Here is a 25,612-nt window from a genome sequence, read left to right as displayed (position 1 = left end):
ACGTTATCAGGCGCATGATGTAGCATATCCTGGCATTTTACAAAATGGATTCTTGCATGAATATGTCGAAAGATCGGTTTTTGGCCATCGGCTTGATGAGCGGCACCTCCATGGACGGTGTCGATTGTGCCCTAATTAAAAGCAATGGCGCCATGACGCAATCTGCGGGTCAACCGGTCCATATTCCTTATGATAGCGTCTTACGCACCGACATCTCTGCCGCCATGAAGCAGGCAGCGTACCTTGACGGCGCGGCGCAAGGTACGGATCAGTTTGCAGATATCGCCGACCGGTTAACCAACGTCCATGGACAAGCAGTCGCCGCGCTTTTGCAACAAAATGGTCACGCCCCGGATCAAATAGATGTCATCGGTTTTCACGGGCAAACGCTGCTGCACCGCCCGGAAGAACGCTGGACCCTGCAAATCGGTAACGGGCAGTTGCTCGCCGATCTGACCGGTATTCCGGTCGTCAATGATTTCCGTACGCGGGATATGCAAAATGGCGGGGAAGGGGCGCCTCTGGTCCCGATCTACCATCATGCCCTGATCACACAGGCCGGGGGCGTCTCCTATCCTGTGGCGTTGATAAACATCGGTGGTGTCGGCAATGTCACCTGGATCGGATCCAAAGACGCCGCCAGCATGCTGGCGTTTGACACCGGCCCCGGTAATGCCCTGCTGGATGACTGGATTGAAAAACACACCGGGGAACCGTTAGACCGGGGAGGAATGATATCTGCCGCCGGTGGAATTGAACTTGAGGTGCTGGAAAGCTGGCTGAAGGACAGCTACTTTTATAAATCACCGCCCAAATCGCTTGATCGTACGTCATTTCACGTGCCCGGCCTGGAAGATTTGACCCTGGAAAACGGCGCGGCGACCCTGGTGGAATTTACGGTTCAGTCAATTCATTTGGCCTTAGGGCAATGTCCGGCCCTGCCAAAACATATATTTATCTGTGGGGGCGGGCGGCATAATGCGACATTGATGCGTCGCCTGAGAACATTTGGGCTAGTCGTTGATCCGGTGGAAGAATTAGGATGGGACGGAGATAACCTTGAAGCAGAAGCCTTTGCTTATCTGGCCTGTCGCCACCTGAAAGGCCTGCCCTTAACGTTTCCGGGGACGACCGGGGTTTTCCAGCCGTCCCCGGGGGGAACTTTATATCAGCCTAAAGGCGTGGGGGCCGCTTAGTAACCGAGCCGCGCAGTCAGATATTTATCGACCACCTGCACCAGAGGGCCGTGATTGTCCACATAAAGGTGGTCTGCACCTTCAACCTTGTCATACTGAATGGTGATGCCTTTTTGGGTTTTCAGCTTATCGACCAGTTTTTGCACCGCAGGTTCGGACACCACCGTATCCGCCGTGCCCTGAATGATCTGACCGGAAGACGGGCAGGGGGCCAGGAAACTGAAATCATACAGATTGGCCGGGGGTGATACTGACAGGAACCCCTGTATTTCAGGACGCCGCATCAGAAGCTGCATGCTGATCCAGGCACCAAAGCTGTACCCGGCAACCCAGCAGCTGGACGCATCCCTGTTATGGGATTGCAGCCAGTCAAGGGCGGCCGCGGCATCACTCAGCTCGCCAATACCGTCATCAAAGGTGCCCTGACTTCTCCCGACACCCCGAAAATTAAACCGGAGAACGGAAAAGCCTCTACGTTTGAAGGAGTGATAGAGGTAATAACACACCTTGTGATTCATATTGCTGCCAAATTGCGGATCTGAATGAAGAACCAATGCAATGGGAGGGTTGTCGCCTTTCCCTGCTTCATAACGTCCTTCTAGACGCCCTTCAGGGCCGCTGAATATAACTTCAGGCATATGTGTTTTTTTTCCTTTTTAATTTATTGTGTCAGGATCAGACTTTAATATGGTGATCAGTTAAATGTGATCAAGGTCTTCTCTTGACGCTAGTGCCTGTTAAACCTATATGAGTAATAATGATTTGTAGGGTTTTTTAGGGAACCCTATATAACTCTAAATATGACTCTGGGGCTAAACCTGCCGAATCAGTGCTTTTTATAGCATAAAACCACTGGGCAAAAGCAAGATAGAATTGGGTATTTAAAGAATGTTTGATCATATCCGCCACGATATTTCAGTTATTTTAGCCCGCGATCCGGCGGCAAAGTCCAAAATTGATGCCCTGTTGTCCTATCCGGGCGTTCATGCACTTATATTTTATCGCATGGCGCATTGGGCATGGGAAAACGGATTTTTCACCCTTGGGCGCTTCATTTCCCATATTGGCCGTTTTATGAGCGGTATTGAAATTCACCCCGGCGCGAAAATTGGCTGCGGTGTTTTTATCGATCACGGTATGGGCGTTGTGATTGGCGAAACCGCAGAAGTAGGCGACAATGTCACCCTTTATCAGGGCGTCACCCTCGGCGGTACGTCGCTTGATGGCGGCAAACGACATCCCACCCTGGAGGATAACGTCATTGTCGGCGCAGGCGCCAAAATCCTGGGACCGATTACCATTGGCAAAAACGCCAGGGTTGGTTCTAACGCCGTGGTAGTGAAGCCTGTCATGGAAAATGCCACAGTGGTGGGCATCCCGGCCAAGGTCGTCCAGCCGACGAAAGATCTTGACCGTGACTTCTGCGCCTACGGTATGGCGACTGATGACCTGCCGGACCCCATTGCCCGGTCCCTGGAAGGTATGTTCGATATGGTGTGCGGCCTGAAAACCCGGGTCGAGGAACTGGAGCATGAACTGGCGGAAAAAGACGCCGAAAATCTGGTGAAGGCCCGCAAGGCCAAGCCCAAGGTCATTGACAAAGCCGCGGCGCAAAACACCAAAACAAAATCTGTTTCCTGAGCGATATGGTACAGAACAGCATTTATCTCGATTATAATGCCACGGCACCTATCAAACCGGAGGTGATCGCAGAAGTGGCGCGCGTCATGGAAATCGGTGGTAATCCGTCATCCGTCCATAACCGGGGGCGCATTGCCAAAGCCATACTGGAGAAATCCCGCCAGTCCGTCGCTCGGATGATAAACTGCCGCCCGCAGAAAATTACTTTTACCGGCGGCGGCACCGAAGCCAATAATATCGCCGTGAAATCGTCCGGAGCACAGCATCTGATCCTCGCGGAGACCGAGCATGATTCCATCCGTCAGAGTGAAGGTCACTTTTCCGGAACCGTGGAAATCTTACCCGTTAATGCCACAGGGTATGTCACGCCGGACAGCCTGAGCAAGGCGCTCACCGCCGTGCCGGACCATACCCTGGTGTCAATCATGCTGGCCAATAACGAAACCGGCGTTATTCAGGACATCAAGGCCCTGGCTGAGATTGCCCATGCCCACGGCGTCCTGTTTCATACAGACGCCATTCAGGCCTTTGGTAAAATTCCGCTGGATTTCCGCGATCTCGGCGTAGATATGATGAGCCTCTCCGGTCATAAAATAGGGGGCCCCCAAGGGGTTGGTGCTTTTGTGGCGCTCGAGAAACTGACCATTACCCCCTTGATTTTCGGGGGTGGCCAGGAAGTAGGCCGACGGTCGGGAACAGAAAACCTCGCCGGAATTGCCGGTTTTGCCAAAGCCGTTAGCCTTATCCCGCAAAACCTGCAAGCCATGGACCGCCTGGCGGATTACCGCAACCGGATAGAACAAACGCTGATGGCCCATACGGATCAGGTGAAATTCTTTGGACAGAACGCCAACCGGGTCGGCAACACCACCACCATTTTAATGCCTGGTGTACTCAGTGAAACCCAGGTTATGGCCTTCGACCTTGCCGGTATCTGCGTCAGTTCAGGATCGGCGTGTTCTTCCGGCAAAGTCAAACCCTCGCATGTGGTATCGGCCATGGGCGGCAGTCATGATGAAGCCTTGTCCACCATCCGGGTCAGTCTTGGCTGGAACACGACCGAAGATGACGTCACGGCCTTTATTGAGGCCTGGAAGAAGCTCTTCGACCGAAAACACAAAGGCTGAATGCCATGAGCAATCCTGATATATATCTCGATTATCAGGCGACAACGCCATTGGACCCGCGGGTGCTGGAAAGGATGATGCCCTATCTCACCACAAAATTCGGCAACCCCCATTCCACAAATCACAGTTTTGGCTGGGAGGCCGCTGCAGGGGTTGATGTGGCCCGCCCACAAGTCGCCCAGCTGATCGGAGCGGATGAACGGGAAATCATCTTTACCTCCGGCGCGACCGAAGCCAATAACATGGCGATCAAGGGCATCGCTTATGCGCAATATCCGGCTAAGAACCACATTATCACAGCCCAGACCGAACATACCTGCGTGCTGGAAAGTTGCCGTGCGTTAGAAAGGTCCGGGTTCCAGGTTACCTATCTGCCCGTAGATAATCAGGGGCTGATTGATCTCAACGAGTTGCGGGACAGCATTACCGATAAAACCGCACTGGTTTCGATCATGGCGGTCAATAACGAAATCGGCATGATTCAGGATATTGCCGCCATTGGGGCGATCTGTCGGAACGCTGCCGTGGTTTTTCATACAGACGCCGCCCAGGCCGTAGGAAAAATCCCACTTGACGTCACCGCCATGAATATTGATTTGATAAGTATTTCCGGGCACAAAATATATGGCCCCAAAGGCATTGGCGCGCTTTATGTGAATGAAGAATGCCCGGTAAGACCTTTGGCCCTATTTGATGGTGGAGGACAGGAGAGGGGCCTGCGTTCAGGCACGCTTTCGCCCGCCTTGTGTGTTGGTCTGGGATCGGCTTGCGTGCTGGCGGAACAGGATATGACACAGGATGCGGCACATATATCAATGCTGGCACACCGTTTGAAAGACAAACTACAATCCGCCTTGCCCGACATACAGATCAATGGTTCAGAGCAACTGCGCTATGCTGGTAATCTCAATATCACGTTTGATCATGTAAAAGCAGATCAGCTGGTAAAAGAATTGCGGGGCATTGCGGTATCCGCCGGCTCGGCATGTTCCACGGAAAAGGTTGAACCATCGCATGTCCTCACTGCTCTGGGGCTCAGCAAGAAGCAAATTGACAGCAGCATCCGTATTGGCATAGGGCGCATGACCACTGAGCCCGAAATAGATCAGGCGGCACGTCATATCATCCTCACCGTACAGAAAATCCGCAATCTGATGTGACGGTCTTCAGGGGTTTTGCCTTCCTGACGCGAAACGCTTCAGAGCCGCATAGCAGGTGCTGGTGATCGGAGTCGGAATATCATAGTGCTGACCCAACCGGTGCAGGGTACCCTGTATCCATTCAAGCTCCAATGGTCTGCCCTTGCGCAAATCCAGACATTGCGAGGCGATCAGATCCTGTTTCTCGCCGTTGGAAACGATGACATCCAGCACTCTGTCAATAACCCCTTCCGGCAACGGGATCCCCATGGCCGACGCCACATCATAAGCTTCTTGCATCGCAGCAAGCAGTAAAGGCTTCACCAGAGGGTCGGCCACCATTTGCGCCGCCGATCGATCGGTGAGGGCGCCAACCCCCGCATTTGCCGACAATAGAACAAATTTCGACCACAGCATAACCTGCAAATTTTCAGCCCGGATACCCACAAGCCCCGCCTGAGTAAAGATATCTTCCAGAATTTCCGTTCGCCGACTTGGTTGGTTGTCGACCTCGGCAAAGCGAATGGTATTGTTACCGCCGGAATGGGTTATAACGCCGGGACTTTCGATGCTGGCCGAGACATAAATCGATCCGCCGATGGTCCGGCCCTGGCCAACAACGGAGGAAAGCATATCAACACTTTCTACCCCGTTCTGCAGGGTGAGTATAAAACTGTCTGATCCCATCATCGGCAGACAGGCCCTGACGGCGGCTGTCGTGTCATAGAGCTTGACGCAGAAAAGGATCAGATCAACGGCCCCGACTTCTGTCGTATCTTCTGTCGCGGTTGCCGGATGAATATGAATATCTCCGGCATTTGACAGCAATTTCAGGCCGTGTTTTTTGATGGCATCCAGATGGGGACCCCGGGCAATGAAGATGATCTCATGCCCGGCCATGGCGAGTTTCGCCCCGAGAAAACCGCCCATGCCTCCTGTGCCCATGACTGCAATACGCATCTGCCTAGTCCTTTTTGAGAAAGTCCAGTGTCAGTCTAACATATTCTTGCGGTTTTTCTGCATGTAACCAGTGGCCGGCCCCTTTCAGGGTAACAATTTCCGCTTGGGGGAAGAGCTGCTTAATGACATCATATGTGGTTTCCTTGACATAATCGGACATCTCCCCACGAATAAAACAGCTCTTGCCTGTAAAGGGGGTTCCCGTCGGAGCCTTGGCCAATTCGGCATAATTCTGCTGCAACCCGTCCACATTGATACGCCAGTCAAAAACTTGGTCCTCACCCCGCACCATATTGGTCATCAGAAACAGGCGCACCTGGGGGATTTGCACATATTCCGCGAGAATGGCCTCGGCTTCCTTGCGGCTGGTCAGCCGGGCGGCGCGCACCGCTTGCAACCCCTCAAAAATACGATCGTGATGATGGGGATAGGTAATCGGGGCTATATCACCGATAATCAGCTTGTCAATGCGATCCGGGTGGGTAAGCGCCAGTTGCATGGCAACCTTTCCGCCGAGGGAATGCCCCATGATATGGGCCCGTGGTATCCCGTGATCGTCCATAAATTCAACAACATCCGCCGCCATGGCGTCAAAAGAGACATCATCGTCATGAGGCGAGGCGCCATGATTGCGCAGATCAAGACACGTGACGCTGAAGTCTTCACTGTAAATTTTGGCAAGGCTGCGAAAGTTGCTGGCCGAGCCAAACAGGCCGTGGATGATGATCAGGGCCGGGGCATCGGCGGAACCAATATGATAGCTGTTGAGTTTCATGGAATATCCTGTGTTGTTACCATCACAGATATAACCGGAATGCGCTGGTCAACGCGACATTTTTCTGAAAAAAAGCCCCTAAAATGAGTGAAGCAAGCCCCGGGGTAAGGAGCTTGCTTCGGCAAGACAGGTAAGAGGGGTAGTAGGGGTAATTACCGTTTAAAAGTAATTTCACCTGCCTTGACATTCTCTGTGATGCTTTGATCGTCAAACCATCATTGTGTCTATGAGATAAGACATAGCCCGCAGATTTTTCTTTGCATAGCGCTCTGCGATGAAATGCCGAATTGCTGCGATGAACCGTACAATGATTTCAAGGGGTAAGAAGTTTATCGATAATGATCGGTGCAATCCTGCGAACGACGGCCTGGACCCCTTGGGCATTGGGATGCATGGCATCCCCCTGATTAAGCGATAAATCCCCGGCAACGCCGTCCAGAAAGAAAGGATACAGGTCAACCTTATATTTTTCCGCCAAATCCGGAAAAATGGTGTTGAATTTATTTTCATAATCCTCGCCCATATTAGGCGGCGCCATCATGCCGAGGATCAGGGTGTCAATGTTTGCCTTTTGCAGAATGGTCAGCATCTTGTCCATATTTGCCCGGGAAATGGCCGGGTCAATACCGCGCAAGGCGTCATTACCTCCCAGGGCCAGCAACACAAGATCCGGCTTGCCACCCTGCGTTCCTGCCAGACTCCATTCCAGTCGCGCCAGACCGCCAGACGTTGTATTCCCGGATACACCCGCGTTAATAATGGTAACTTGATGCCCTTGATCCCGCAAATATTTTTGCAATTGGGCCGTAAAACCATCTTCTTTCGCCAAACCATACCCGGCAGTCAGGCTGTCGCCAAAGGCCAAAACCTGATAGTCTTTTGCCATCACTGCGCCACTACTTACCGTGAAAAAAAGTGCGACTACCGCAATCCGTTTGATTATTTTTAAAGTATACATAGATATACTGTTATACATTTAACACCTTAATACAAATTTATATGAGAACATTATGCCAGATACGCCGATATTACAGATTTTGGACCTTTTTCTGTCTTTTCAAGGGGAAGGCCATCAGGTCGACATTCTCAAGGGCGTAAATCTGAACATTGACGAGGGGACATCGGTGGCGATCCTCGGGCCGTCCGGGTCGGGCAAATCCAGTCTGCTGTCCCTGATGACGGGTCTTGAAAAACAGACCGCCGGTTCCGTAACCATAAACGACCATTGCCTGGATAATATGAGTGAAGACCAGCTCGCCCTGTTTCGCCGGGATAATATCGGTATTGTACTGCAGTCGTTTCATTTGATCCCGACCATGACGGCGCTGGAAAATGTCGCGGTGCCGTTGGAACTCGCCGGCCGCAAGGATGCTTTTAAGATTGCCGAAGAGGCGCTTGGCCATGTGGGATTGTCGCACCGCATTCATCACTACCCGACACAGCTTTCCGGCGGGGAACAGCAACGGGTCGCCATCGCCAGAGCGCTGGCGCCCAACCCCAAAATCATCTTTGCTGATGAGCCTACAGGCAATCTGGATGGCAAAACGGGACACAAAATTGTTGAATTGATTTTCAATCTGCAGAAGACGTTCAACACGACCCTTATTCTGATTACCCATGACACGGAAGTCGCCAATCATTGTGACCGCATCCTGCATATTCAGGACGGCCTGATTGCCGAAACCGCCCCCTTGAAAGATGCAACCGGCAAGGTGGCGGAATGACCGGAAATCCAGCCTCAACGGCCTTTCGTTTCGCCTGGCGGGAATCCCGGGCGGCATTTAAAAATTTCAAGATTTTTATCGCCAGCCTGTTTCTTGGCACCGCGATTATTGCCGGTGTCGGTTCTGTCACCAGCAATATTTCCAACAGCATAGAAGAGGACGGGCGCACTTTTCTGGGGGGGGACGTCCAGATCAGCCTGACACAAAAACGCCTGACACCTGAAGAGCGTATTTTTCTGGAAAAAAGAGGGGAACTTTCCGAAATTGCCACCCTGCGCAGTATGGCTCATACGACAGACAAAAGCAGCCTGGTGGATTTGAAAGGTGTGGACACCCATTATCCCCTCTATGGTGAGCTGGAGCTGGAACAAGGCGACTACGGCCCGCTCATGCTTGGCAAGCAGGGGGGACGTTGGGGCATCATTCTGTCAGAACCTCTCGCCACTCGACTTGGTATATCCCTCGACGGAGACGTCAAACTTGGTACAAAACTCTATCAGGTGCGTGGCCTGATCAAAAAGGAACCAGACGCCAATAATCAGGGACTGCAACTTGCGCCAGGCGCGATTGTCGCGCTTGACAGCCTGTTTGACAACACTTTGATCAAGCCGGGCAGTCTGGTGCGGTATCATACCCGTATCAGGCTTTTTGACGGCGTGGCGCTAGAAACATTCCGTGACGAGCTCAAGGAAAGTTTTCCCGATCAGGCCTGGCGGGTGCGGGATCATAACAGTGGTGGCTCAAGTCTGCGACGTTTCGTCAGTCGCATGGGGCAATTCATGACCCTGGTCGGCCTCACCGCCTTGCTGGTGGGGGGCGTCGGGGTCAGTAACGGTGTTCGCACCTATCTGGAGAGCAAGACCGACACCATCGCCACCTATAAAATTCTTGGGGCGACAAGCCGGACAATTCTGCTGATTTATCTTGGACAGATCATGTTGATCGCCGCCTTCGCCATCATGGCGGGACTGCTTGTTGGCGGACTGCTTCCCCTGATGTTCGGGGATGTCCTGAAGAATAGCCTGCAGGTTGATCTGGAGATGGGCCTGCAGATCAAGCCATTGATACTCGCGGCACTCTATAGCGGGGCGATAGCGGCGGTCTTTACCCTCTGGCCCCTGGGCAAGGCGGTTCAGACCCCGGCGGCCCGCCTGTTTCGCCAAACGGTCAGTCCTAAGGGACGTATCCGTCAATCCTTACCTTATATCGTGACGATTGGGGGTATTGGTCTGTGTCTTTTGACCTTGGTTGTTTATACCTCACAGTTCAAGGCGATCACCGCCGCACTGCTTGCCGGAACCGCCGTGGTGTTTGTTATTCTGTACGGCGCCGCCAGTTTGGCCAAATGGCTGGCGAAACGTCTTCCACGGCCCCACAATCCCATTTTCCGCATCGCCATTAGCAACATGTATCGCCCTGGAAATGCGACAAACTCAATCGTTTTGTCCCTTGGTCTGGGCCTGATCCTGTTTACGGCAGTCGCCCTGATCGAAAATAATATGATCCGGGAAATCAATGATCGGGTAAAGGGGGACGCGGCCTCTTTCTTCTTCATTGATGTGCAAAAAAGCCAAAAGGAAGTTTTTACCCGCTACTTTGAAGAACGCGAAGGAGTTGAGAGTTATCGCATGGTGCCTAACCTGCGCGGAAGAGTGACGCAGGTCAAGGGAGTGCCATCCAAGGATGTAAAAGCCAAACCGGAGGGCCGCTGGATACTGCGTGGTGACCGCGGAATAAGTTTCTCGGCAACACCGCCACCCAATAACAAAATTGTTGCGGGGGAGTGGTGGCCTGAGGATTACACAGGCGCCCCACGGGTCTCCATCTCGAAACAGATGGCGGACGCCATGGACCTGAAAGTCAATGACGAGATCACCTTGAATATATTGGGCCGCGATTTCACCCTGCCGATCATGTCGATCCGCGATTTTGACTGGGAAAGTTTTGACATCAACTATGTGATGATTGTTGATCCCAATACTCTGGCCAACGCGCCCTTTACCTATGTTGGAACAGCCAAAACCGTGGCAGATCAGGAGCCGGAGATTTACCGCGAACTTACAGGTCGGTTCCCCAGTGTGTCACTCATCCGCACCAAGGATGTTTTGGGAAGCGCCCTGGAAATCATGGCCAAGATAGCAACCGCCATCGACTTTATGGCCGCGATTACCATTATGTCAGGTATTCTGGTTCTGGCCGGGGCGATCTCCGCCGGGCATCGTACCCGTATTTATGATGCCGCGGTGCTGAAAATTGTCGGCGCCACCCGGCTGGATATCCTTAAAGCCTACATTATTGAATTTATTTTGCTTGGCCTGCTCACCGGAGGCATCGCAATCCTGTTGGGAACGGTCGCCGCCTATAGCGTGATTGTCTTTGTGATGGAAATGACCTGGCTTTTGCCCGTGTATATACCAGTTAATACTGTCGGGGTAAGTATCCTCGCCACCCTGGCCTTTGGCATAGTCAGTATCTGGCTTGCCATGTCGGCGCGGCCGGCACAGGTATTGCGTAATGCCTAAAAATTAGAATTCAGCCGGGGTGCTGAAGGTCATTTTTTCCTTGCTGTAAGGATGGGTGATGGTCAGGACTTCCGCATGCAACAGCAAACGATCCGCCATTTTCAGGGCCTCTTCGGTGGCGTACAGCGTGTCACCGAGGATTGGATGGCCAATGGCCTGACTGTGAACCCGTAATTGGTGGGTGCGGCCGGTAACCGGATAAAAAGCCACCCGGGTGAAACCATCGCCCCGGGCAAGGATTTTCCAGCGGGTGAGGGCCTGTTTGCCATTTTCGTGATCGACCATATGGTGCGGCCGGTTGGGCCAGTCCAGAATCAAAGGCAGATCAATTTCACCTTCTTCATCAGCGACAGCGCCATGCAGATGAGCGATATAGGATTTTTCCGTATAACGTTTTTCAAACTGCATGCTGATATGACGATGGGCTTCAATGTTCAGCGCCATGACGATAATGCCGGATGTGTCCATGTCCAGCCGGTGCACAACAGTCGCCGTGGGGAACTGCGCCTGCACCCGCAGACTGAGACTGTCCTTCATATGCTCCTGCCGCCCCGGAACGGACAACAAACCGCTGGGTTTGTTTAACACCACGATATCCTTATCCTGATGCAGGACCTGAAGAGGGGTGGTTGGCGGGGCATACTCAAATAACATTACAGGCCTTCTTTTGCAGTCATAGTGGCGATTATCGGCCCTGTATAGCCGGAATGGAAGACAAATACATCTCAAATCTCTCGGGTGAATTTCAAAATAATGATTTTAACCTGATAATATTTATGCCATCATTTCGTCTTATGGGTGTAGGGGTAATAACCAATTAAAACAAATACCAGAGGACTGAACCATCATGAAATTTAAATATCTTTGTCTGGCGGCAGCCGCAGGCTTGGTAATGAGCCCGACCTATCCTGCTTTTCAGACCCCTGTCTATGCGGCAGAAAGTCGCGTCGCGGACGCCATTCAGCTAGACCATCAAAAATTCACCCTTGATAACGGCCTGACCGTCATCGTCCATGAAGATCACAAGGCTCCCGTCGTTTTTGTCGGTGTTTGGTATCATGTGGGCTCCAAGGACGAGCCTGAGGGCAAAACCGGCTTTGCCCATCTGTTTGAGCATCTGATGTTTAACGGCACCGAAAACTATGACAAAGATTATTTCAAACCGCTTCAGGAAATCGGCGCCACAGGCATGAACGGCACCACCTGGCTTGATCGCACTAACTATTATCAGACCGTCCCCACAGGCGGGCTTGACCGGGCGTTATGGATGGAATCCGAACGTATGGGGCATCTTCTCGGCGCCATCAGTCAGGAAAAACTTGATGAACAACGGGATGTGGTGAAGAATGAGAAACGGCAGGGGGACAATCGCCCTTACGCCATGGCGGAATACCTGGAAGCTGAAGGACTGTTCCCCAAAGAGCACCCCTATCATCATTCAACCATCGGTTCTATGGAAGATCTGAGCAACGCCAGCCTGGAAGATGTCAAAGGCTGGTTCACAAAATATTACGGCGCCACCAATGCGGTTGTCGTGCTTGCCGGGGACATTGATGTTGAAACCGCCAAAGCCAAAATGAACGCCTATTTTGCCGATGTTAATCCCGGGGTGCCGCTCACACGGAAGACGTCCTGGGTGCCGAACCGTACAGAAAACACCACCGAAGTCATGTATGATAAGGTGCCACAGCCGCAGGTGCGTTATCTGTGGGCCGTGCCCGGACGCACAAGTCAGGATGTGGCGGAACTGACCCTGACGAGCGCCGTGCTCGGCAATGGTAAAAATGCACGGTTATATAAAAAACTGGTGCATGAAATGAAACTGGCAACCGCTGTTTCGGCCTATGTCCAGAAATTCGAACTTGCCAGTATTTTCTCTATCTCCGCCACCCTGAAACCTGACACTGATGTTGATCAGGTCAAGCAGATCATTGAGAAAACCCTGGCGGAATTTCTTGAAAATGGCCCGGAAAAGAACGAACTTAAGCGCGTGAAAGCCATCCTTGATGGTGACACCATTCGATCGCTGGAATCCGTATCAGGAAAGGGGCGCATGCTGGCCAAAGGGCAACTGTATGCCAATGATCCCAATTTCATCAACAGGTCTCTCGCCTGGATGAATGGCGCCAGCCGGAAAGCGGTGCAGAATACCGCACAGAAATGGTTATCGGACGGTTCTCATCAGCTGACCATTCTCCCACATGGTGATCATAAAGCGACAACCGCGACTGCTGATCGAAGTGTAATGCCGGCCATGACCAAAACCGCCGATTTACAACTGCCCGAATTGCAAAAAACCACGCTGTCAAACGGTATTACCGTGGTGCTCGCCGAACGACATGCCGTACCTGTGGTTAATATGAGTATTCAATTCGACGCCGGGCGTTCGACCGACGTTCCCGGGAAAGAAGGCGCGGCCAACTTTGCTTTTGGTCTGATGAATGAAGGCACAAAGAGCCTGACTTCCCTGGAAATGGCCAACCGCAAGGAGATGCTCGGAGCGGATATTGGGTTTAGCAATAATCGTGACAGTTCAAGTATTTCTCTCTCTGCTTTAAAGAAAAACCTGAATCCGTCCATTGCGCTCTGGGCCGATGTTGTGCAAAACCCCGGCTATCGGCCGGAAGACCTTGAACGCGACCGGGCGATTATTCTCAACCAGATCGAACAGGCAAAAGTTAACCCCCGGTCAATCACCATGAATCTGCTGACCAAAACCGTATATGGACCTGATCATCCATACGGTCTCAATTCAACCGGAACTGAGGCCTCGATCAAGGCCATGACCCGAGAAGACCTGTTTGCCTTTAACGATGCCTGGATCAGACCGGACAAGGCGACGATTTTTGTCGTCGGCGATACCACTCTCGACGCCATCACACCAGTATTGGAAAAACACTTCGGAGACTGGAAAACCCCCAAAACATCCGCCGGGAAGAAAGTTCTGCCCCCTGTTGCCCTTCAGGATAAAACACGGATTCTTCTGGTCGACAAGCCGGGTTCTCCTCAGGCGTCAATCCTTGCGGGTCATCTGGCGCCCTCCAATGCCGATGACCGCATGTTTAACATCAAGGCCCTGAATGAGGTTCTTGGTGGAAACTTCTCTTCCCGCCTGAATATGAACTTACGTGAAGACAAAGGCTGGGCTTATGGCGCTTATAGCGGTCTGTTTGATGCCAAGGCACAGGGGCTTTACTTGTTCAGCGCCCCGGTGCAGATCGACAAAACCGCTGAAGCCATGCAGGAAGTTCTGAAGGAAGTGCGCAATATCCGTACGGACATGCCGCCGACCGAAGAAGAACTTGCCCTGATCCGGAAAAGCAAGATTCTGACCTTGCCGGGTAAGTTCGAAAGCGGCAGCGCTTTGCTCGGGTATATGATGGATAACGCCAATAAGGGCAGGGCCCATGATTATGCCATTACTCTGCCGGCGAAATATCAGGCTCTGAACGCCGAAACCATCTATAAAACGGCACAGGATATCCTTCATCCGGACGCAATAACCTGGATTGTCGTTGGAGATTTGAGCAAAATCGAGCAGAAAATCCGAGACCTTGATCTGGGGGACGTTACGGTCGTTGATGCAGATGGCAAGATTGTCGAGTAAAAATCAGGCTTTCTTGCGGTGATGCAAATCTGAAAAGCTGCAACGGTTGGCGGGCAGGGTGACTGTCACCGTTGTGCCTTTTTTAACAATACTGTGCACATTTAAAGTGCCACCGTGAAGTTCTACCAGACTTTTCGCCAGGGGCAGGCCTAGTCCTGTCCCTAGGTGACGCCGGTTCAAGCCGCTGTCAACCTGCCCAAAATGAGACATGGCCTTGGGAAGATCTTTTGGCGAAATACCTATACCGGTATCAATGATTTGAAACATCATTTCACCGTGCTCGCCGCTGAAACATTTTAGAGACACGTCGCCTTGCATCGGGGTAAATTTAATCGCATTGCGCAATAAATTCATCAACACCTGTTTCATCTTTCGATTATCACACAGTAGCAGAGGCAATTTAGCCTCAACGGTACACTTCAGGGCAATACGACTTTCAATAGCCCGTTGACGTATTACCCTTAGAATTCCGCGGCATAATTCGTCAACATCGACATAGTCCTCCTGCACTTCTTCCGTGCCATATTCAACTTTCGAGAGGTCGAGGATATCATTGATTAATGTCAGGAGATTAAGGCCGGAATCGTTAATATCCTTACTGTATTCAAGGTACTTTTTATTCTCCATCGCGCCGAATTGCTCATGCATAATCATTTCTGAAAAACCGATAATTGCATTAAGCGGCGTACGTAATTCATGGCTCATCGCCGCCAGAAACTCTGATTTAGCCCGATCGGCCGCTCTGGCCTGATCCCGGGTTTTTCGCAGATCTTCGGCAATAAGGGTGAGGGCTTCGCTTTTACGTGACATTTCCTTATTCAACAAATAGAGTGCTTTTTCAGCCGATTTTTGTTCAGCCATATTCTGCTGTAACCGGGACGCCATGCGGTTGAAGGCAATCGCCATATCAGCAATCTCGTCCGTTCTGTTAACAGGCACTCTTACATTCAGGTTACCTTCTCCCAATTTCTCTGCAGCATGGCTGAGACCCCTCAACGGCTGAATAAGATATTCCGAGAAAAGATAGGCAATTATGGCAGTTATAAAAACAATAGCACCAAGAATGATCAGGAGAACGTAAAAATTCTTCTGTAATGCCGCATTGGTTTCAAAGGTAACCTTTCCCATTTCGTGGACAAATATATCCAGCAACTGTCTTTCTCTTTGTTCCATAATTTTGATTGTGTTGTTAAGGGTTTTCGTGGCGGATACAGCTGCCTTGCCTGTCGCAACGATCCTCGTGACAAGGTCGCCATCTATCTGCTCCTCAGGTTCATACAGGGAAAGTTTCTCTTGTTCTGTGGCAAGACCCGTCGCTGTGTCAGAGGCGGGCGCAGCGGCATAGGCTAATACATGTGACAAATAGGTCGTGGCAAGAGAGAGAGGCGGTGCGGTTTCAAGAAGGTTTATTTTCTGCTGTAATTGTGGAATTTTTTTCATCAGAGCGATTTTAATCTGACGGTCTGATATGGCTTTCTGGCTCAATAGTATCAATTCCTGATGAAGATAATCTATCTTTGAGATGAACTGTATATTCTCCTGATGAGCAGACTGGTTTTTTATAAAGTCGGCTTTAAGATTTTCCATTTCAGAGATCAGGACATCAAACTCCGATTTCTCATATTGGCCTGGATTCAGCAATATCACCTTGTACTTCTGCATCATTTGCAAAGTGAGACGCTGCAAATCACCAAGCAGACGCTCTTCCGGTAAGACGCGTTGTGAAATATCTGTAACCATTGTTTTGAACACGACAATTGCAGCTGTTGAGCTAATGAAAGTGACCAATAAGAGGGCAGAAACCAGTATAGTTTTTATTCTCAAGTTACGAGCAGGTCTCATCTGACTTTTCCTGACTGAACGCGGATGCGAACATTTAATCTTTCGGTGAAAAATTTAGGGCAGAAAATTCAAAATTAGCAGTGCAATAAAAATCGCTAGTATCGGTAAAAACCAAAATACCCAGGTTAGTGTATTAACCCGGCGGCCTAAGAGTAAAGTTCTGAAGTATTAGAAACTCCGTGGATGGAGAGAGGCCTAAGGAAGATGTATTATTAATATTAGAATGAACTTAACAATAAAATAACCATATGTCAAAATTTATAAGTGTAAAAAGCAACAAAGGGGGCACTAATATCAACTGGAGGACGTATTCAACATCACCTTGTCCCGGACCAGTGTATGATCATGGCAATATGCGCATAATTTATAGTTAGGAACTATCATGTGTCCGTTTGTTTCTCCTGTGTTCCCTTTTGCCATAACACCAGTGTCAAAATCAGTGCTGTATACTAAACAAGCCATTAATAATGCCGCTGCATATTTGGGGAATTGTTTGAGGATTTTTTCATAAAAAGGGACGGTCTCTGGTGCTTTAAAGCCTGCTACCCAAATATCACGATCAATCAAGCCTATTTCTACGGGCACTCCCGCCATCTTGGCCAATCTCACCATTACAGATAGTTCAGGAACAACAGGGCGTTCAGGATGCCGCCATAAGCCAACGCTTGATACCTTTAGTTCAATTGCGAGTTTTCTATCTGATTTAATATTATTAAGCTGTTTTGCTTGGTTCATATACCAGTTTAGATCACGTCTCATTTTAATTTCCTTTTCTACGTATGTACGTAACATTACGACATTGTATTATATTATATGTTAAACGACACTTAACGTTTTATAGTTGACTTCCTGAACTACATATGAATATAAGATTAAGTGTTAAATGACGCTTAACATTATTCCTCCCTTGGGGCCTCTGTCCGGCCGGACATGCCCCGCACTTTTAGGGAGACAACAAAAGGGAAGATCATGGCTAAAGTAAAATTCTCCATAGACTTTGAATTTGATGAAGAGGAAAAAACATTTCATGTTTTTATTCCTTCTGCACCCGAAGGGATTTCTTGGAATGAGGAAGATATTCATGAAGCTTGTTCCAAGGCAATGACTGATTTTCCAGATGCACAGGATTGGGAGTTTTCGCTGTTTATTGATTTGGGAGATGAAGCATGACCCGGATTTTTTGGATTACTTATGCGGCGTTGATTATTGCGGTTCTGATATTCGTTTCCGGCTGCTCCACCAAATTCAATGAATGCCCGGAAATCCCCCAGTATCACGGCTGCTTTTACAAGGATTACCCGGAGTATCTGCCATGAGTAAGAAATACTGGCGGGATACCGTAGTAAAGCTTAAGGATCGTGACTGCAAAGCTAAAACCCTTACCAAAATAAGAGTGTTGTTAAATTCAGAAGCGGCAAAAACATACGATGGCTCACTTTCTGGCCCGCTTGGACACCCTAATGTTGAGAGCCTCTTTTTGCAGGTGAAAGAGATGGTGACGGAATGACCTTAACAATGTTGATACTCGGCACTCTCGGCGTGATCCTGTCCATTCTTGGGATCATGGACATTATCAAAGAATTTACGTGCTTTTGCCGTCCCGGGGTGGTGCCCGTGGCGGTTTTTCAGAGGGAAGGGGCCGGGGCCGCGCGCTCCGGCCTTGACCTTGAAATCTCAAAATTTCGCCTTCCCTTTGAAAACAAAACACCCGGCCTTAAGGCCGAACACCACATCACCACAATTCGATAATTTTAAGGAAACAAAACAATGTCAAAAGTAGGTAACGTTACATTTCAGTCAAAAGATTATGCTGAGGGCATCATTCGCACGCGCACCATGGCGCTGAACATCCGGGTCTATACCGCAGGAAGTAAGGTGTCAGATAATCACCCTGACTATGACGTGAAAGAACTCTTGTCAGATGGGTCTGAGGTGCCGATTGGGAGCGCTTGGATCAACACGGCAACGACTGGGCAAAATATCGGGAGTAAGTATATCTCCATGTCATTAGATGACCCAAGCTTCCCCATGCCCCTCAACGTAACTCTTTTTGCTACGGCAGAAAATGAGCATGATGTTGTCTGGAACCGGCCACGGGAGAAAGCGGCATGAATAACGAATATATCCCTTTGCCGCGCACTTGGTGCGGTCCCCTGATGAAAAACATTACACCTTCTATTCGGGCCTCAGGCTGCGCGACAACCAAGACGATCAATTTATATCTTGAAATTGATACGCATTCGGTTTGTGCGCCCTTCGTGCAACGCATTGGTGTTACGGATGAGCAAATTTCAAGTCTTATCTGTCAACTTGAAGCCGCGCGGACTGATGTTAAAAACGGGGAACAAGCCGCCGCATGAGTGAAGTAGCTGCCCATTACAAAAGCAAAATCTCCGGTCAAAATCTGATCGGGGATTTAAATTTTGGTTTTAGCGTTGGTCGGCTTAAAGGGGCTTCCCGCCTGAGCATGGTGACGGTTCCGGAACTATGGCGGGACACTATCGGCTATGAAATCTCCCAAGACGACTGGTCCAAATCAGAAGCCCAGGGCAATACTTTAAAATCTCAATCTGAAGCGATTGCACAGCGGCTTGAAGGGCAGGGGATCAAGGCCAAGATCGAAGGACAGACGTCTACTATTGGTATTTGCACGGGCGTTGTTGAGAAGGTAATTTCTTATCGCAATACAAACATCATTCCTGTCATGCAGTCTAAAAACATTCATGATATCTCCCGTCACGTAAAATACTTCGCCGACAACGCTAATAAAAATCAACTTCGGATGCTGGTCATCTCTAACGGATGGGTTCCGTTGAACGAGTATCGGGAAGCCCACAAGACGTTTACCCGCCTGATTTCAAAATTCGGGTCACATGAGAAGGTCAAAGAGGCTGGCGTTGAGCTGGTCTATTACAATATTGAAAACACGATCAAGCGGGAAGGGGATGAGCCTCAGCTGAATATGCATTCCCATGTGCTGATCAAAGCGACAAAGAAACTCGGGCCTCAAAAGTGGCTGGCTTTTATGAAGTGGTGCGCGTCACAATTCCCTAAAGGCTACCTGCATGACAGCAAAATCAAAAACGTACAGGAATGCGTGAAGTATGTTTTCAAGCCCTCTGAATTTAACGCACTGACCGATCCAGAGCTTGCCGAATTGTTTCACCAGACATTCCGCCTGAAATTCTTTCATCCGCTCGGAGAAATCCGGGCTTTCCGCAAAGAATTGAACGACAATAAAATGAAGCTGGTGAAATTGCCGCCTAAGGGACTCACGGAGGCCACCACAGAGGCGGAAACGGATTGGCAGTGGCGTGTTATAGAAAAAGCGAAACCGGGCACTAGGGCGCGCTCTGACGAGTCTGGCGGGGACGTTGATAACGTTCTCATGGCGATAACGAACCCGTCACCTAAATTTAGCAATCAATTCGAGCCGTGTTTGGTCGTTCATAATTTTGATGGCGACATAGATCGTCTTGTGGAGCGGGAAGGTATTAAAGACTTGATCGGCAAGGCCCGTGACATTTGGGCGCGCCGTACGGCCTCTATGAGGCACACAACTACGACAACTGTCCGGCAGTCGAGAAAGAAAACTCGCAAAAAATCCGGCCACAGACGGCAAGGGGAACTTTTACCAAATATCACCCCGACCTACCCACAAAACCCGATAGCCCCCGCGCTGAATTAACAGGAGATTTTTCGAATGACCGTTACCAATGAAGTCATCGGCCACACTCAATGCCCGGATTGTAAAGCAAAAGTTGAACGCCGGATAAATAAAAACCGAAAAGTCTACTGGCACTGCGATGGTCGGGCCGATGATCCGCAGTGCAACGCCGCGTTTAAACATGGTGCGGCCATGTCGAGACGCTTGATTGCCGCCGCCGCAAAACCTCAACCCTCAAACGACAACGAACCACAGGAGACTATTGAACATGAAGAAGACAACACCGCCAGCAAACGACAATCTGGAAATTCAGGACGCGCCGGAATTGGATGTTTCTGAGGCTGACATTCTCGAAGAAATGAACTGGGACAATTCGACGGATCATCTTGACGAGATCACGCCGGAACCCGCCGCCGAGGATATGCCAGAATATGACAAAATATCGGGGCTTGATAAATCCGAGATATTTTCAAAGGAGGAGTTTTTCTCCGATTTTTTCTGTCAGAATTTGGTGCTTGCCGAACATCTCACGGGTCTGGTGGGCGTTTCTGTGGTCGTGTCCGATGGTAAACCGGAAGCCGGCGCGCGCGAAACGTCTGATTTGCTCTATGAACAATGCCAGAAATTCCGCTTCCTGCAATGGGCGATCAAACGAGACGCGGCATGGGTAACGAATGTTCTTCCCGTCGTGATTTTTGTTAAGGGCAAGGCCGATATCGTCGGAATGCAGCTTGCTGCGCGCCGGGAAGCGGTAAAACGGGCGTCACAGCAACCACAGGCGGCGAATGACAACAACGCGCCTATGGAAGAAGCCGTATGAGCCAGCCGGTTCGGATCGGCATCTATGGCGCGTCAGGGTCGGGCAAGTCAACACTTGCCCGATTCCTGATCAAGTCCGAAAAGCGCCTTGTGGTTTTTGATCCTGCTTTAGATTGGTCAAAGGAATTTTCCAAAAAGCGTGGATGGGAGGTCTGTCACACCATTGCCGCCGTTCGGGCGGCGCTCAAAAAGAAATGGAAGACCAGCTTTAAAATCATATTTGTGCCTGAAGGTGGTAACGAGATAGAAGATTTAAATGAATTATCCCGCCTGATCTTGCAAGCGCAAAGTAAATATTTTGCAGGCGAAAAAAATCAACCTCAGATCACATTCGTGATTGATGAGATGAACACTTGCTTTCCTGTTTCTGGATTGAAGGCCAATTTTAAACAGTTTGGCAATATCTGTTCTCGGGGCCGTCACTATGGGATTAATACGTACGGTCTGACACAGCGCATTGCAGAAGTTCATACCAAATGGCGCGGCAACTGTTCGGCTATGTACATATTGCGGTTGGCCTCTGCGCGCGATCGCGACACGGTGCAGGGTGAAATCGGCCGCGAATATAAAAACACCATTATGTCATTGCGAAACTTCGACTATTTGCTGTTTGAACAAGCCAGCGTGGTGCAGGGGCGCGTGCCGAAACCAAAATAATTAAAAATCGTGAATTTTCTTACGTACATATAGGTACGTACGTAGGAAATCAGCCATTTGCCACCATCATTAAAATCATGCGTAATAGGTCTACAGGGTAACTTGTGGACCTATTTTTATGAAACTGAATATGAACAATTTTTACACAACTGTACTGGCCGGGCTGACGCTTTACGTCATACAAAAGTGGTTAAGAGAAAGAGAGAAAAATGAACAACCAGATTAAGGGCGTCCTGTTTACTGTCGCCGCTATCATTGCTGCCGGGCTTCTCCTGCAATATGGCAAAGACTTGCCGCTCATCAAAGATGCGCACGAAGGTTTCGGCGGTTAATTTTAACGTTTAATTTTAACGTTTAATATAGAGAAAGGGCTCCTATGCCTCAAGCTATTCGAATTGTCGAACCGGTCATGAATTCTTTCAGCGGCGTTGTCTCTGGCGGTCGTGCGGTTCTGGATGTCGATGTCATCGGCACCTATTACGGCAACATTTTACATCATTCTTTCGGCGCGGTTCCTGTCCCTGCCACCAAGGCCAATTATATCACCAATGTGAAAAAAATTGAAGTTTATCTAGGTGGGACGGTTCAGATGGAATTGACGCCCGCTGAGATTATTTCAATGAATGAAGAAAAAGGCATTCCATGGAAAGACGGCATTTTACCGCTGTTTTTCTCGCAGCCTGACAGCTTGACAGCTATCGGCGAGGACGGGACCAGTTGGGGCATGGCGGATATCAACAATTTCCAAATTGTCGTAACCTTCAATGCCGTAACCAGCCCTCTATTGTCGGCGTCGCGTATCTGGAGAAATGCCAATATCACGAACGGCGAAATCATCACAACGGACCGTGTCACGGTCAACTGTGCGGGGCTGGCTAAAAAAGTGGTCAATATCGAGTTTGAACTGGGCCGCGTGTTCAATGCGATTTACGCCTTCAGTGATAAAATACTTGGCGTGAAGGCCTATGTTGGACAGGAAAAAATATGTGACGCGTCAAAGGACACGCTTGATTTCCTCCGTGAAACCGCTGGTTATTCTCCTCAAGCGGATATTTTCGTTCTTTCCGGCAAGCAATTGACCGCACGTTACACAGACGTGATCAATGGCCGAAATCCGATTGACCCCAACAAACCCCATAAACTGCGTCTCGAGTTTGAGTATGACGCCGGGGTGGTGGATCACGACTTGATCATTGAGCAGGTCGGTATCAGAAAGGCTTAATCATGGCTGAAGAAGCAAGCGTTGAAAGCTATAGCGCCGGGGGTTTTTTTGGTGATCTGGTAAATGCTGCGGGAAACCTTGGCAGCAAATACCTAGACTTCAAATGGTCATCTAATCAACTGGATGAAGAGCGGCGACTGGCGGCGCAGTATAACGCCGCTGTCACCAATCAGGCAATCGCGGACACTCCACGGGCAGAAAGTCAAAATTCTGATCTGGTGAAATATGGCCTGTTTGCCTTTGCGGGACTGGCGGCGCTATTGGTCATCCTCAAGGTGGCTAAATAGTGGTTGCCCCCATACCTAAACTCAGTGTTTCGGGCGGCGATGCGGGACCGTCCGAAGCAAGAGGTCAAAATAGCTTTTCATTCAACACGGGTGCTTTCGGAACTGAGCCAGCAAGCAATAAACTTATTGGTCTCATTCTTCCGGTTGGTGCTCTGGCGGCGGCGGGTTTTATCATATGGCGGCTATTGAAATAAAAAATATCGGCGCGCTGGATGACAGGGCAAAATCAGATTTCAAAGATTTCTCCCATAACGGTGTGCCCGGTTTTTATCGTCGGGAAGTGCGCGCCGGGCGCTTGTCTGTTTTTTCCGTCCTGATCGACGGCTTGCGGGTCGGCTCACTGGCTTTAAGGCGTGAGGTTCAACCTCATGGCTCTGAGATGGTTATCGTCGCCGGTGGCGGCTCTTATCGCGGTCAACGGCTGGTTCCCTTGATGCTTGAATTTCTGGAAGGCTTGGCGGGGCGGAACGGGGAACAGTCTGTACGTTTCCACACAAAGCGTGAACCGCTGGCGCTGGTTGCACAGGGGCGCGGATACATTGAAATTGATGACGGCGATCCCGACGAAATCACTATGCGGAAGGTCTTGTAATGGGCGGTAAATCATCTAGCAGTAACAGCACGTCGACCGGGCAATATGATAACCGCGTCATTAACGAAAATGACTATGAAATTGATAATTCCGTCCGCAATGATTTCGATTATCGGCAGGATATTGATAATTCGGTCCGTAATGAGTTCGACTATAAAATTGATAACTCAGTCCGCAATGATATCGACTATGAAATTGATAGCTCAACCCGGAACGACATTGATTATGAGATTGACAGCTCAACCCGGAATGATCTGGGAGATGGTGCCATTCAGGCGGGTGGAAATGTCTCTGTGACCTCTGTTGATGCGGGCATCGTTGAGGATGCTTTTAATTTCGCGGAAAATATCGCTGGGGAAAGTATCTCCGCCTCAAGTTCCGCCCTATCTCAGGCGTTCAATTCCACGGCGGGCGGTGTCATTGATGCGGGGAAAGACCTCTTAAAATATAGCGGCATTGGCTTGGCCGCTCTGCTTTTAATTATGGCTTATATAAACAGGAACAAATAAAATGTTACATGAAGGCACACTACAGCCGGGCGAGTGGCGAACAATTGGTGTCGGGGCTCACAGCCAGATTTTTATAATGGAATGTGACCTCGAATATATTGAGGTGAAGTTTAAAAATTTATCTAAATTCCGCATGTACCGGGGCGTCCCCGCGAAATATAATTTTGATAATGTTGATATTTCAAATCCTCATTCCACGCCTATTGACTATAAGATATACACCGCCCCGGCTGGAATGGAGTTTCAAGAAGGTAGGAGTATCGAAACAGGCACTTCAATTATCGGAACAGTTGGAACAGTTGGGCGTCCGTTATCTGATGAGGGGGGGAGTGTTGCGTCGATTGGATCTGTAAATTTAGAGTTAGAGCGGACAGGCGTGTATACGGAGGTCGTCGTTTCTAAAGCTGCAAATACAAATGGTATCTTTTTAAGAACCGCACTCATTCAACAGTCTGTCTCTGGAAATATCAATATTTTGTCAGACCGCGCCGCTGGTGGATCAACAATTTTATTGTTATCCCAGCTCGCAGGCGATGCGTTGCGGCTCAGTCGTGAAATTTTTATCCCCTCGGGCAATGGTCTTACTCTTTATTTCGGGGGGGGCGCAACCGCGTATATTAACGTGTCATATGATGTTCTATAGCGTCAAAAATATTTTACTCATAGCCGTTGTCGGCGCAGGCGTTGGAAGGTATTTCTATATGAAAAACACGATTGATCTTATGGCCCGGACCATGTGGGGCGAGGGGCGCAACCAAGGAAAAGCCGGAATGCTTGCCATTGGCAACGTGATTAAAAACCGGGCGGATCGGGGCGGCTGGTTTGGTCGGTCGGTGGTCGATGTGATCACCAAGGATATGCAATTTTCAGCTTGGAATATTGGCGACCCGAACCGGGCTAAAATGATGGCCGTGACGGATAAAGACCCACAGTTTGCGGAAGCTTTGCGATTGGCCAATCAGATCATGACGGGGAAGGTCGCCGATAACACGGGCGGCGCGGATCATTATCACACGGCGGCAATTTTGCCATATTGGGCGAGTGACATGCCCAAAACCGCCATTGTCGGCGATCACATTTTTTACAGGAGTGCATAATATGCCTTTATTGTTGGTTGGTGGCATTGCGTCACTTTTGGGCTTTGGCGGCGGCTGGTTCGCGGCTGACGGGACGAAATCACTCATTCGGGTGGTCATGGTCGGCGGTGTGGCCTATTGGCTGCTAGCGACACCTTCCGGCAAGTCTATGCTGAAGAAGGTAACCGGCTAATGGATCAAATGCTATTATCAATTCTGTCAGGTGGAGCTGACTTTGCGACATACGGAA

At 49.9% G+C, this 25,612-nt stretch carries 32 protein-coding genes; 25 read left to right on the top strand and 7 right to left on the bottom strand.

The window, feature by feature from the left end; genetic code table 11:
- Positions 1–56 precede the first annotated feature (56 nt).
- Entirely contained in the window at positions 57–1,196 is a 1,140-nt protein-coding gene (locus FIV45_RS08415) for an anhydro-N-acetylmuramic acid kinase (RefSeq protein ID WP_165777071.1), read from the top strand.
- On the opposite strand, the gene FIV45_RS08410 is transcribed toward FIV45_RS08415, so the two are convergent.
- On the bottom strand, positions 1,193–1,834 hold the full coding sequence (locus FIV45_RS08410) for an alpha/beta hydrolase (RefSeq protein ID WP_099474558.1): 642 nt from the start codon (positions 1,832–1,834) through the stop codon (positions 1,193–1,195). The two genes, FIV45_RS08415 and FIV45_RS08410, sit on opposite strands and share 4 nt — an antisense overlap.
- Before the next feature lie 250 nt (positions 1,835–2,084).
- Here FIV45_RS08410 and cysE point away from each other — a divergent pair, with 250 nt between their 5' ends.
- Genes cysE through FIV45_RS08395 form a run of 3 tightly spaced genes read left to right on the top strand, consistent with a single transcriptional unit; the run spans position 2,085 to position 5,124 of the window.
- The gene (gene cysE, locus FIV45_RS08405) at positions 2,085–2,837 is read left to right on the top strand and encodes a serine O-acetyltransferase (RefSeq protein ID WP_099474556.1); all 753 of its coding nucleotides are present in this window, start codon (positions 2,085–2,087) and stop codon (positions 2,835–2,837) included.
- Between the two features lie 5 nt (positions 2,838–2,842).
- Positions 2,843–3,964 carry a cysteine desulfurase family protein gene (locus FIV45_RS08400; protein ID WP_204602319.1) on the top strand — a complete coding sequence of 374 codons (1,122 nt, stop codon included), beginning with the start codon at positions 2,843–2,845 and terminating at the stop codon, positions 3,962–3,964.
- Positions 3,965–3,969: 5 nt separating this feature from the next.
- On the top strand, positions 3,970–5,124 hold the full coding sequence (locus FIV45_RS08395) for a cysteine desulfurase family protein (RefSeq protein ID WP_099474552.1): 1,155 nt from the start codon (positions 3,970–3,972) through the stop codon (positions 5,122–5,124).
- Positions 5,125–5,130: 6 nt separating this feature from the next.
- Here the strand turns inward: FIV45_RS08395 and FIV45_RS08390 are convergent, their stop codons facing one another.
- The 3 genes from FIV45_RS08390 to FIV45_RS08380 all read right to left on the bottom strand — a co-directional run bounded on the left by FIV45_RS08390 (position 5,131) and on the right by FIV45_RS08380 (position 7,724).
- Positions 5,131–6,063, bottom strand: a complete 933-nt coding sequence (locus FIV45_RS08390; RefSeq protein ID WP_099474550.1) for a ketopantoate reductase family protein — start codon at positions 6,061–6,063, stop codon at positions 5,131–5,133.
- Positions 6,064–6,067: 4 nt separating this feature from the next.
- On the bottom strand, positions 6,068–6,838 hold the full coding sequence (locus FIV45_RS08385; protein WP_099474548.1) for an alpha/beta fold hydrolase: 771 nt from the start codon (positions 6,836–6,838) through the stop codon (positions 6,068–6,070).
- Positions 6,839–7,151: 313 nt separating this feature from the next.
- A complete protein-coding gene (locus FIV45_RS08380; protein WP_204602317.1) occupies positions 7,152–7,724 on the bottom strand; it encodes an arylesterase in 573 nt (190 codons plus the stop codon).
- 124 nt (positions 7,725–7,848) lie between these two features.
- Here FIV45_RS08380 and FIV45_RS08375 point away from each other — a divergent pair, with 124 nt between their 5' ends.
- Together FIV45_RS08375 and FIV45_RS08370 are read left to right on the top strand one after the other, a co-directional pair.
- The gene (locus FIV45_RS08375; protein ID WP_099474544.1) at positions 7,849–8,562 is read left to right on the top strand and encodes an ABC transporter ATP-binding protein; all 714 of its coding nucleotides are present in this window, start codon (positions 7,849–7,851) and stop codon (positions 8,560–8,562) included.
- Positions 8,559–11,084 carry an ABC transporter permease gene (locus FIV45_RS08370; RefSeq protein ID WP_099474542.1) on the top strand — a complete coding sequence of 842 codons (2,526 nt, stop codon included), beginning with the start codon at positions 8,559–8,561 and terminating at the stop codon, positions 11,082–11,084. Before FIV45_RS08375 ends, FIV45_RS08370 begins: the two co-directional genes overlap by 4 nt.
- A 3-nt stretch (positions 11,085–11,087) precedes the next feature.
- Here FIV45_RS08370 and FIV45_RS08365 read toward each other — a convergent pair whose 3' ends face one another.
- Positions 11,088–11,738: a pseudouridine synthase gene (locus FIV45_RS08365; RefSeq protein ID WP_099474540.1), complete on the bottom strand. Its 651-nt coding sequence runs from the start codon at positions 11,736–11,738 to the stop codon at positions 11,088–11,090.
- Between the two features lie 193 nt (positions 11,739–11,931).
- Between FIV45_RS08365 and FIV45_RS08360 the strand changes: the two genes are divergently transcribed.
- A complete protein-coding gene (locus FIV45_RS08360; protein ID WP_099474538.1) occupies positions 11,932–14,691 on the top strand; it encodes a M16 family metallopeptidase in 2,760 nt (919 codons plus the stop codon).
- A gap of 3 nt (positions 14,692–14,694) precedes the next feature.
- Here FIV45_RS08360 and FIV45_RS08355 read toward each other — a convergent pair whose 3' ends face one another.
- Complete coding sequence (locus tag FIV45_RS08355) at positions 14,695–16,533, bottom strand: HAMP domain-containing sensor histidine kinase (protein ID WP_099474536.1); 1,839 nt, start codon at positions 16,531–16,533, stop codon at positions 14,695–14,697.
- 294 nt (positions 16,534–16,827) lie between these two features.
- Positions 16,828–17,292 (bottom strand): hypothetical protein, encoded by a 465-nt coding sequence (locus FIV45_RS08350; protein ID WP_099474533.1) that lies wholly within the window; start codon positions 17,290–17,292, stop codon positions 16,828–16,830.
- Between the two features lie 210 nt (positions 17,293–17,502).
- Here FIV45_RS08350 and FIV45_RS08345 point away from each other — a divergent pair, with 210 nt between their 5' ends.
- The 18 genes from FIV45_RS08345 to FIV45_RS18435 all read left to right on the top strand — a co-directional run bounded on the left by FIV45_RS08345 (position 17,503) and on the right by FIV45_RS18435 (position 25,555).
- On the top strand, positions 17,503–17,703 hold the full coding sequence (locus FIV45_RS08345; protein ID WP_099471878.1) for a hypothetical protein: 201 nt from the start codon (positions 17,503–17,505) through the stop codon (positions 17,701–17,703).
- A complete protein-coding gene (locus tag FIV45_RS18440; RefSeq protein WP_165776950.1) occupies positions 17,700–17,849 on the top strand; it encodes a hypothetical protein in 150 nt (49 codons plus the stop codon). Before FIV45_RS08345 ends, FIV45_RS18440 begins: the two co-directional genes overlap by 4 nt.
- A complete protein-coding gene (locus FIV45_RS08340; RefSeq protein ID WP_099471979.1) occupies positions 17,846–18,040 on the top strand; it encodes a hypothetical protein in 195 nt (64 codons plus the stop codon). Before FIV45_RS18440 ends, FIV45_RS08340 begins: the two co-directional genes overlap by 4 nt.
- Complete coding sequence (locus FIV45_RS08335) at positions 18,037–18,282, top strand: hypothetical protein (protein WP_099471980.1); 246 nt, start codon at positions 18,037–18,039, stop codon at positions 18,280–18,282. Before FIV45_RS08340 ends, FIV45_RS08335 begins: the two co-directional genes overlap by 4 nt.
- A gap of 18 nt (positions 18,283–18,300) precedes the next feature.
- Complete coding sequence (locus tag FIV45_RS08330) at positions 18,301–18,645, top strand: DUF736 domain-containing protein (RefSeq protein ID WP_099471981.1); 345 nt, start codon at positions 18,301–18,303, stop codon at positions 18,643–18,645.
- The gene (locus FIV45_RS08325; RefSeq protein ID WP_099471982.1) at positions 18,642–18,893 is read left to right on the top strand and encodes a hypothetical protein; all 252 of its coding nucleotides are present in this window, start codon (positions 18,642–18,644) and stop codon (positions 18,891–18,893) included. The genes FIV45_RS08330 and FIV45_RS08325 overlap by 4 nt, the downstream gene beginning before the upstream one ends.
- Positions 18,890–20,221, top strand: a complete 1,332-nt coding sequence (locus tag FIV45_RS08320; RefSeq protein WP_099471983.1) for a hypothetical protein — start codon at positions 18,890–18,892, stop codon at positions 20,219–20,221. Before FIV45_RS08325 ends, FIV45_RS08320 begins: the two co-directional genes overlap by 4 nt.
- A 15-nt stretch (positions 20,222–20,236) precedes the next feature.
- Entirely contained in the window at positions 20,237–20,539 is a 303-nt protein-coding gene (locus tag FIV45_RS08315; RefSeq protein WP_133118539.1) for a zinc ribbon domain-containing protein, read from the top strand.
- Complete coding sequence (locus FIV45_RS08310; RefSeq protein WP_099471984.1) at positions 20,469–21,020, top strand: hypothetical protein; 552 nt, start codon at positions 20,469–20,471, stop codon at positions 21,018–21,020. Before FIV45_RS08315 ends, FIV45_RS08310 begins: the two co-directional genes overlap by 71 nt.
- Entirely contained in the window at positions 21,017–21,676 is a 660-nt protein-coding gene (locus tag FIV45_RS08305; protein WP_139932324.1) for a zonular occludens toxin domain-containing protein, read from the top strand. The genes FIV45_RS08310 and FIV45_RS08305 overlap by 4 nt, the downstream gene beginning before the upstream one ends.
- A 209-nt stretch (positions 21,677–21,885) precedes the next feature.
- Positions 21,886–22,008, top strand: a complete 123-nt coding sequence (locus FIV45_RS18850; RefSeq protein ID WP_275671292.1) for a hypothetical protein — start codon at positions 21,886–21,888, stop codon at positions 22,006–22,008.
- 44 nt (positions 22,009–22,052) lie between these two features.
- Positions 22,053–22,898 (top strand): major capsid protein P2, encoded by an 846-nt coding sequence (locus FIV45_RS08300; protein WP_139932323.1) that lies wholly within the window; start codon positions 22,053–22,055, stop codon positions 22,896–22,898.
- Positions 22,899–22,900: 2 nt separating this feature from the next.
- A complete protein-coding gene (locus tag FIV45_RS08295) occupies positions 22,901–23,185 on the top strand; it encodes a hypothetical protein (RefSeq protein WP_139932322.1) in 285 nt (94 codons plus the stop codon).
- 175 nt (positions 23,186–23,360) lie between these two features.
- Entirely contained in the window at positions 23,361–23,777 is a 417-nt protein-coding gene (locus FIV45_RS08290; protein ID WP_139932321.1) for a hypothetical protein, read from the top strand.
- On the top strand, positions 23,777–24,286 hold the full coding sequence (locus FIV45_RS08285; RefSeq protein ID WP_139932320.1) for a hypothetical protein: 510 nt from the start codon (positions 23,777–23,779) through the stop codon (positions 24,284–24,286). Before FIV45_RS08290 ends, FIV45_RS08285 begins: the two co-directional genes overlap by 1 nt.
- 1 nt (position 24,287) lies before the next feature.
- Positions 24,288–24,929 (top strand): hypothetical protein, encoded by a 642-nt coding sequence (locus tag FIV45_RS08280; RefSeq protein WP_133118540.1) that lies wholly within the window; start codon positions 24,288–24,290, stop codon positions 24,927–24,929.
- Positions 24,930–24,987: 58 nt separating this feature from the next.
- Entirely contained in the window at positions 24,988–25,383 is a 396-nt protein-coding gene (locus tag FIV45_RS08275) for a cell wall hydrolase (protein ID WP_165776959.1), read from the top strand.
- A 1-nt stretch (position 25,384) separates the two neighbouring features.
- Entirely contained in the window at positions 25,385–25,555 is a 171-nt protein-coding gene (locus FIV45_RS18435) for a hypothetical protein (protein ID WP_165776960.1), read from the top strand.
- Positions 25,556–25,612 lie beyond the last annotated feature (57 nt).

This window comes from Paremcibacter congregatus (genome assembly GCF_006385135.1).
In the GTDB taxonomy this organism is placed as follows: Bacteria; Pseudomonadota; Alphaproteobacteria; order Sphingomonadales; family Emcibacteraceae; genus Paremcibacter; species Paremcibacter congregatus.
This window is presented reverse-complemented; position numbering and strand designations above follow the sequence as displayed.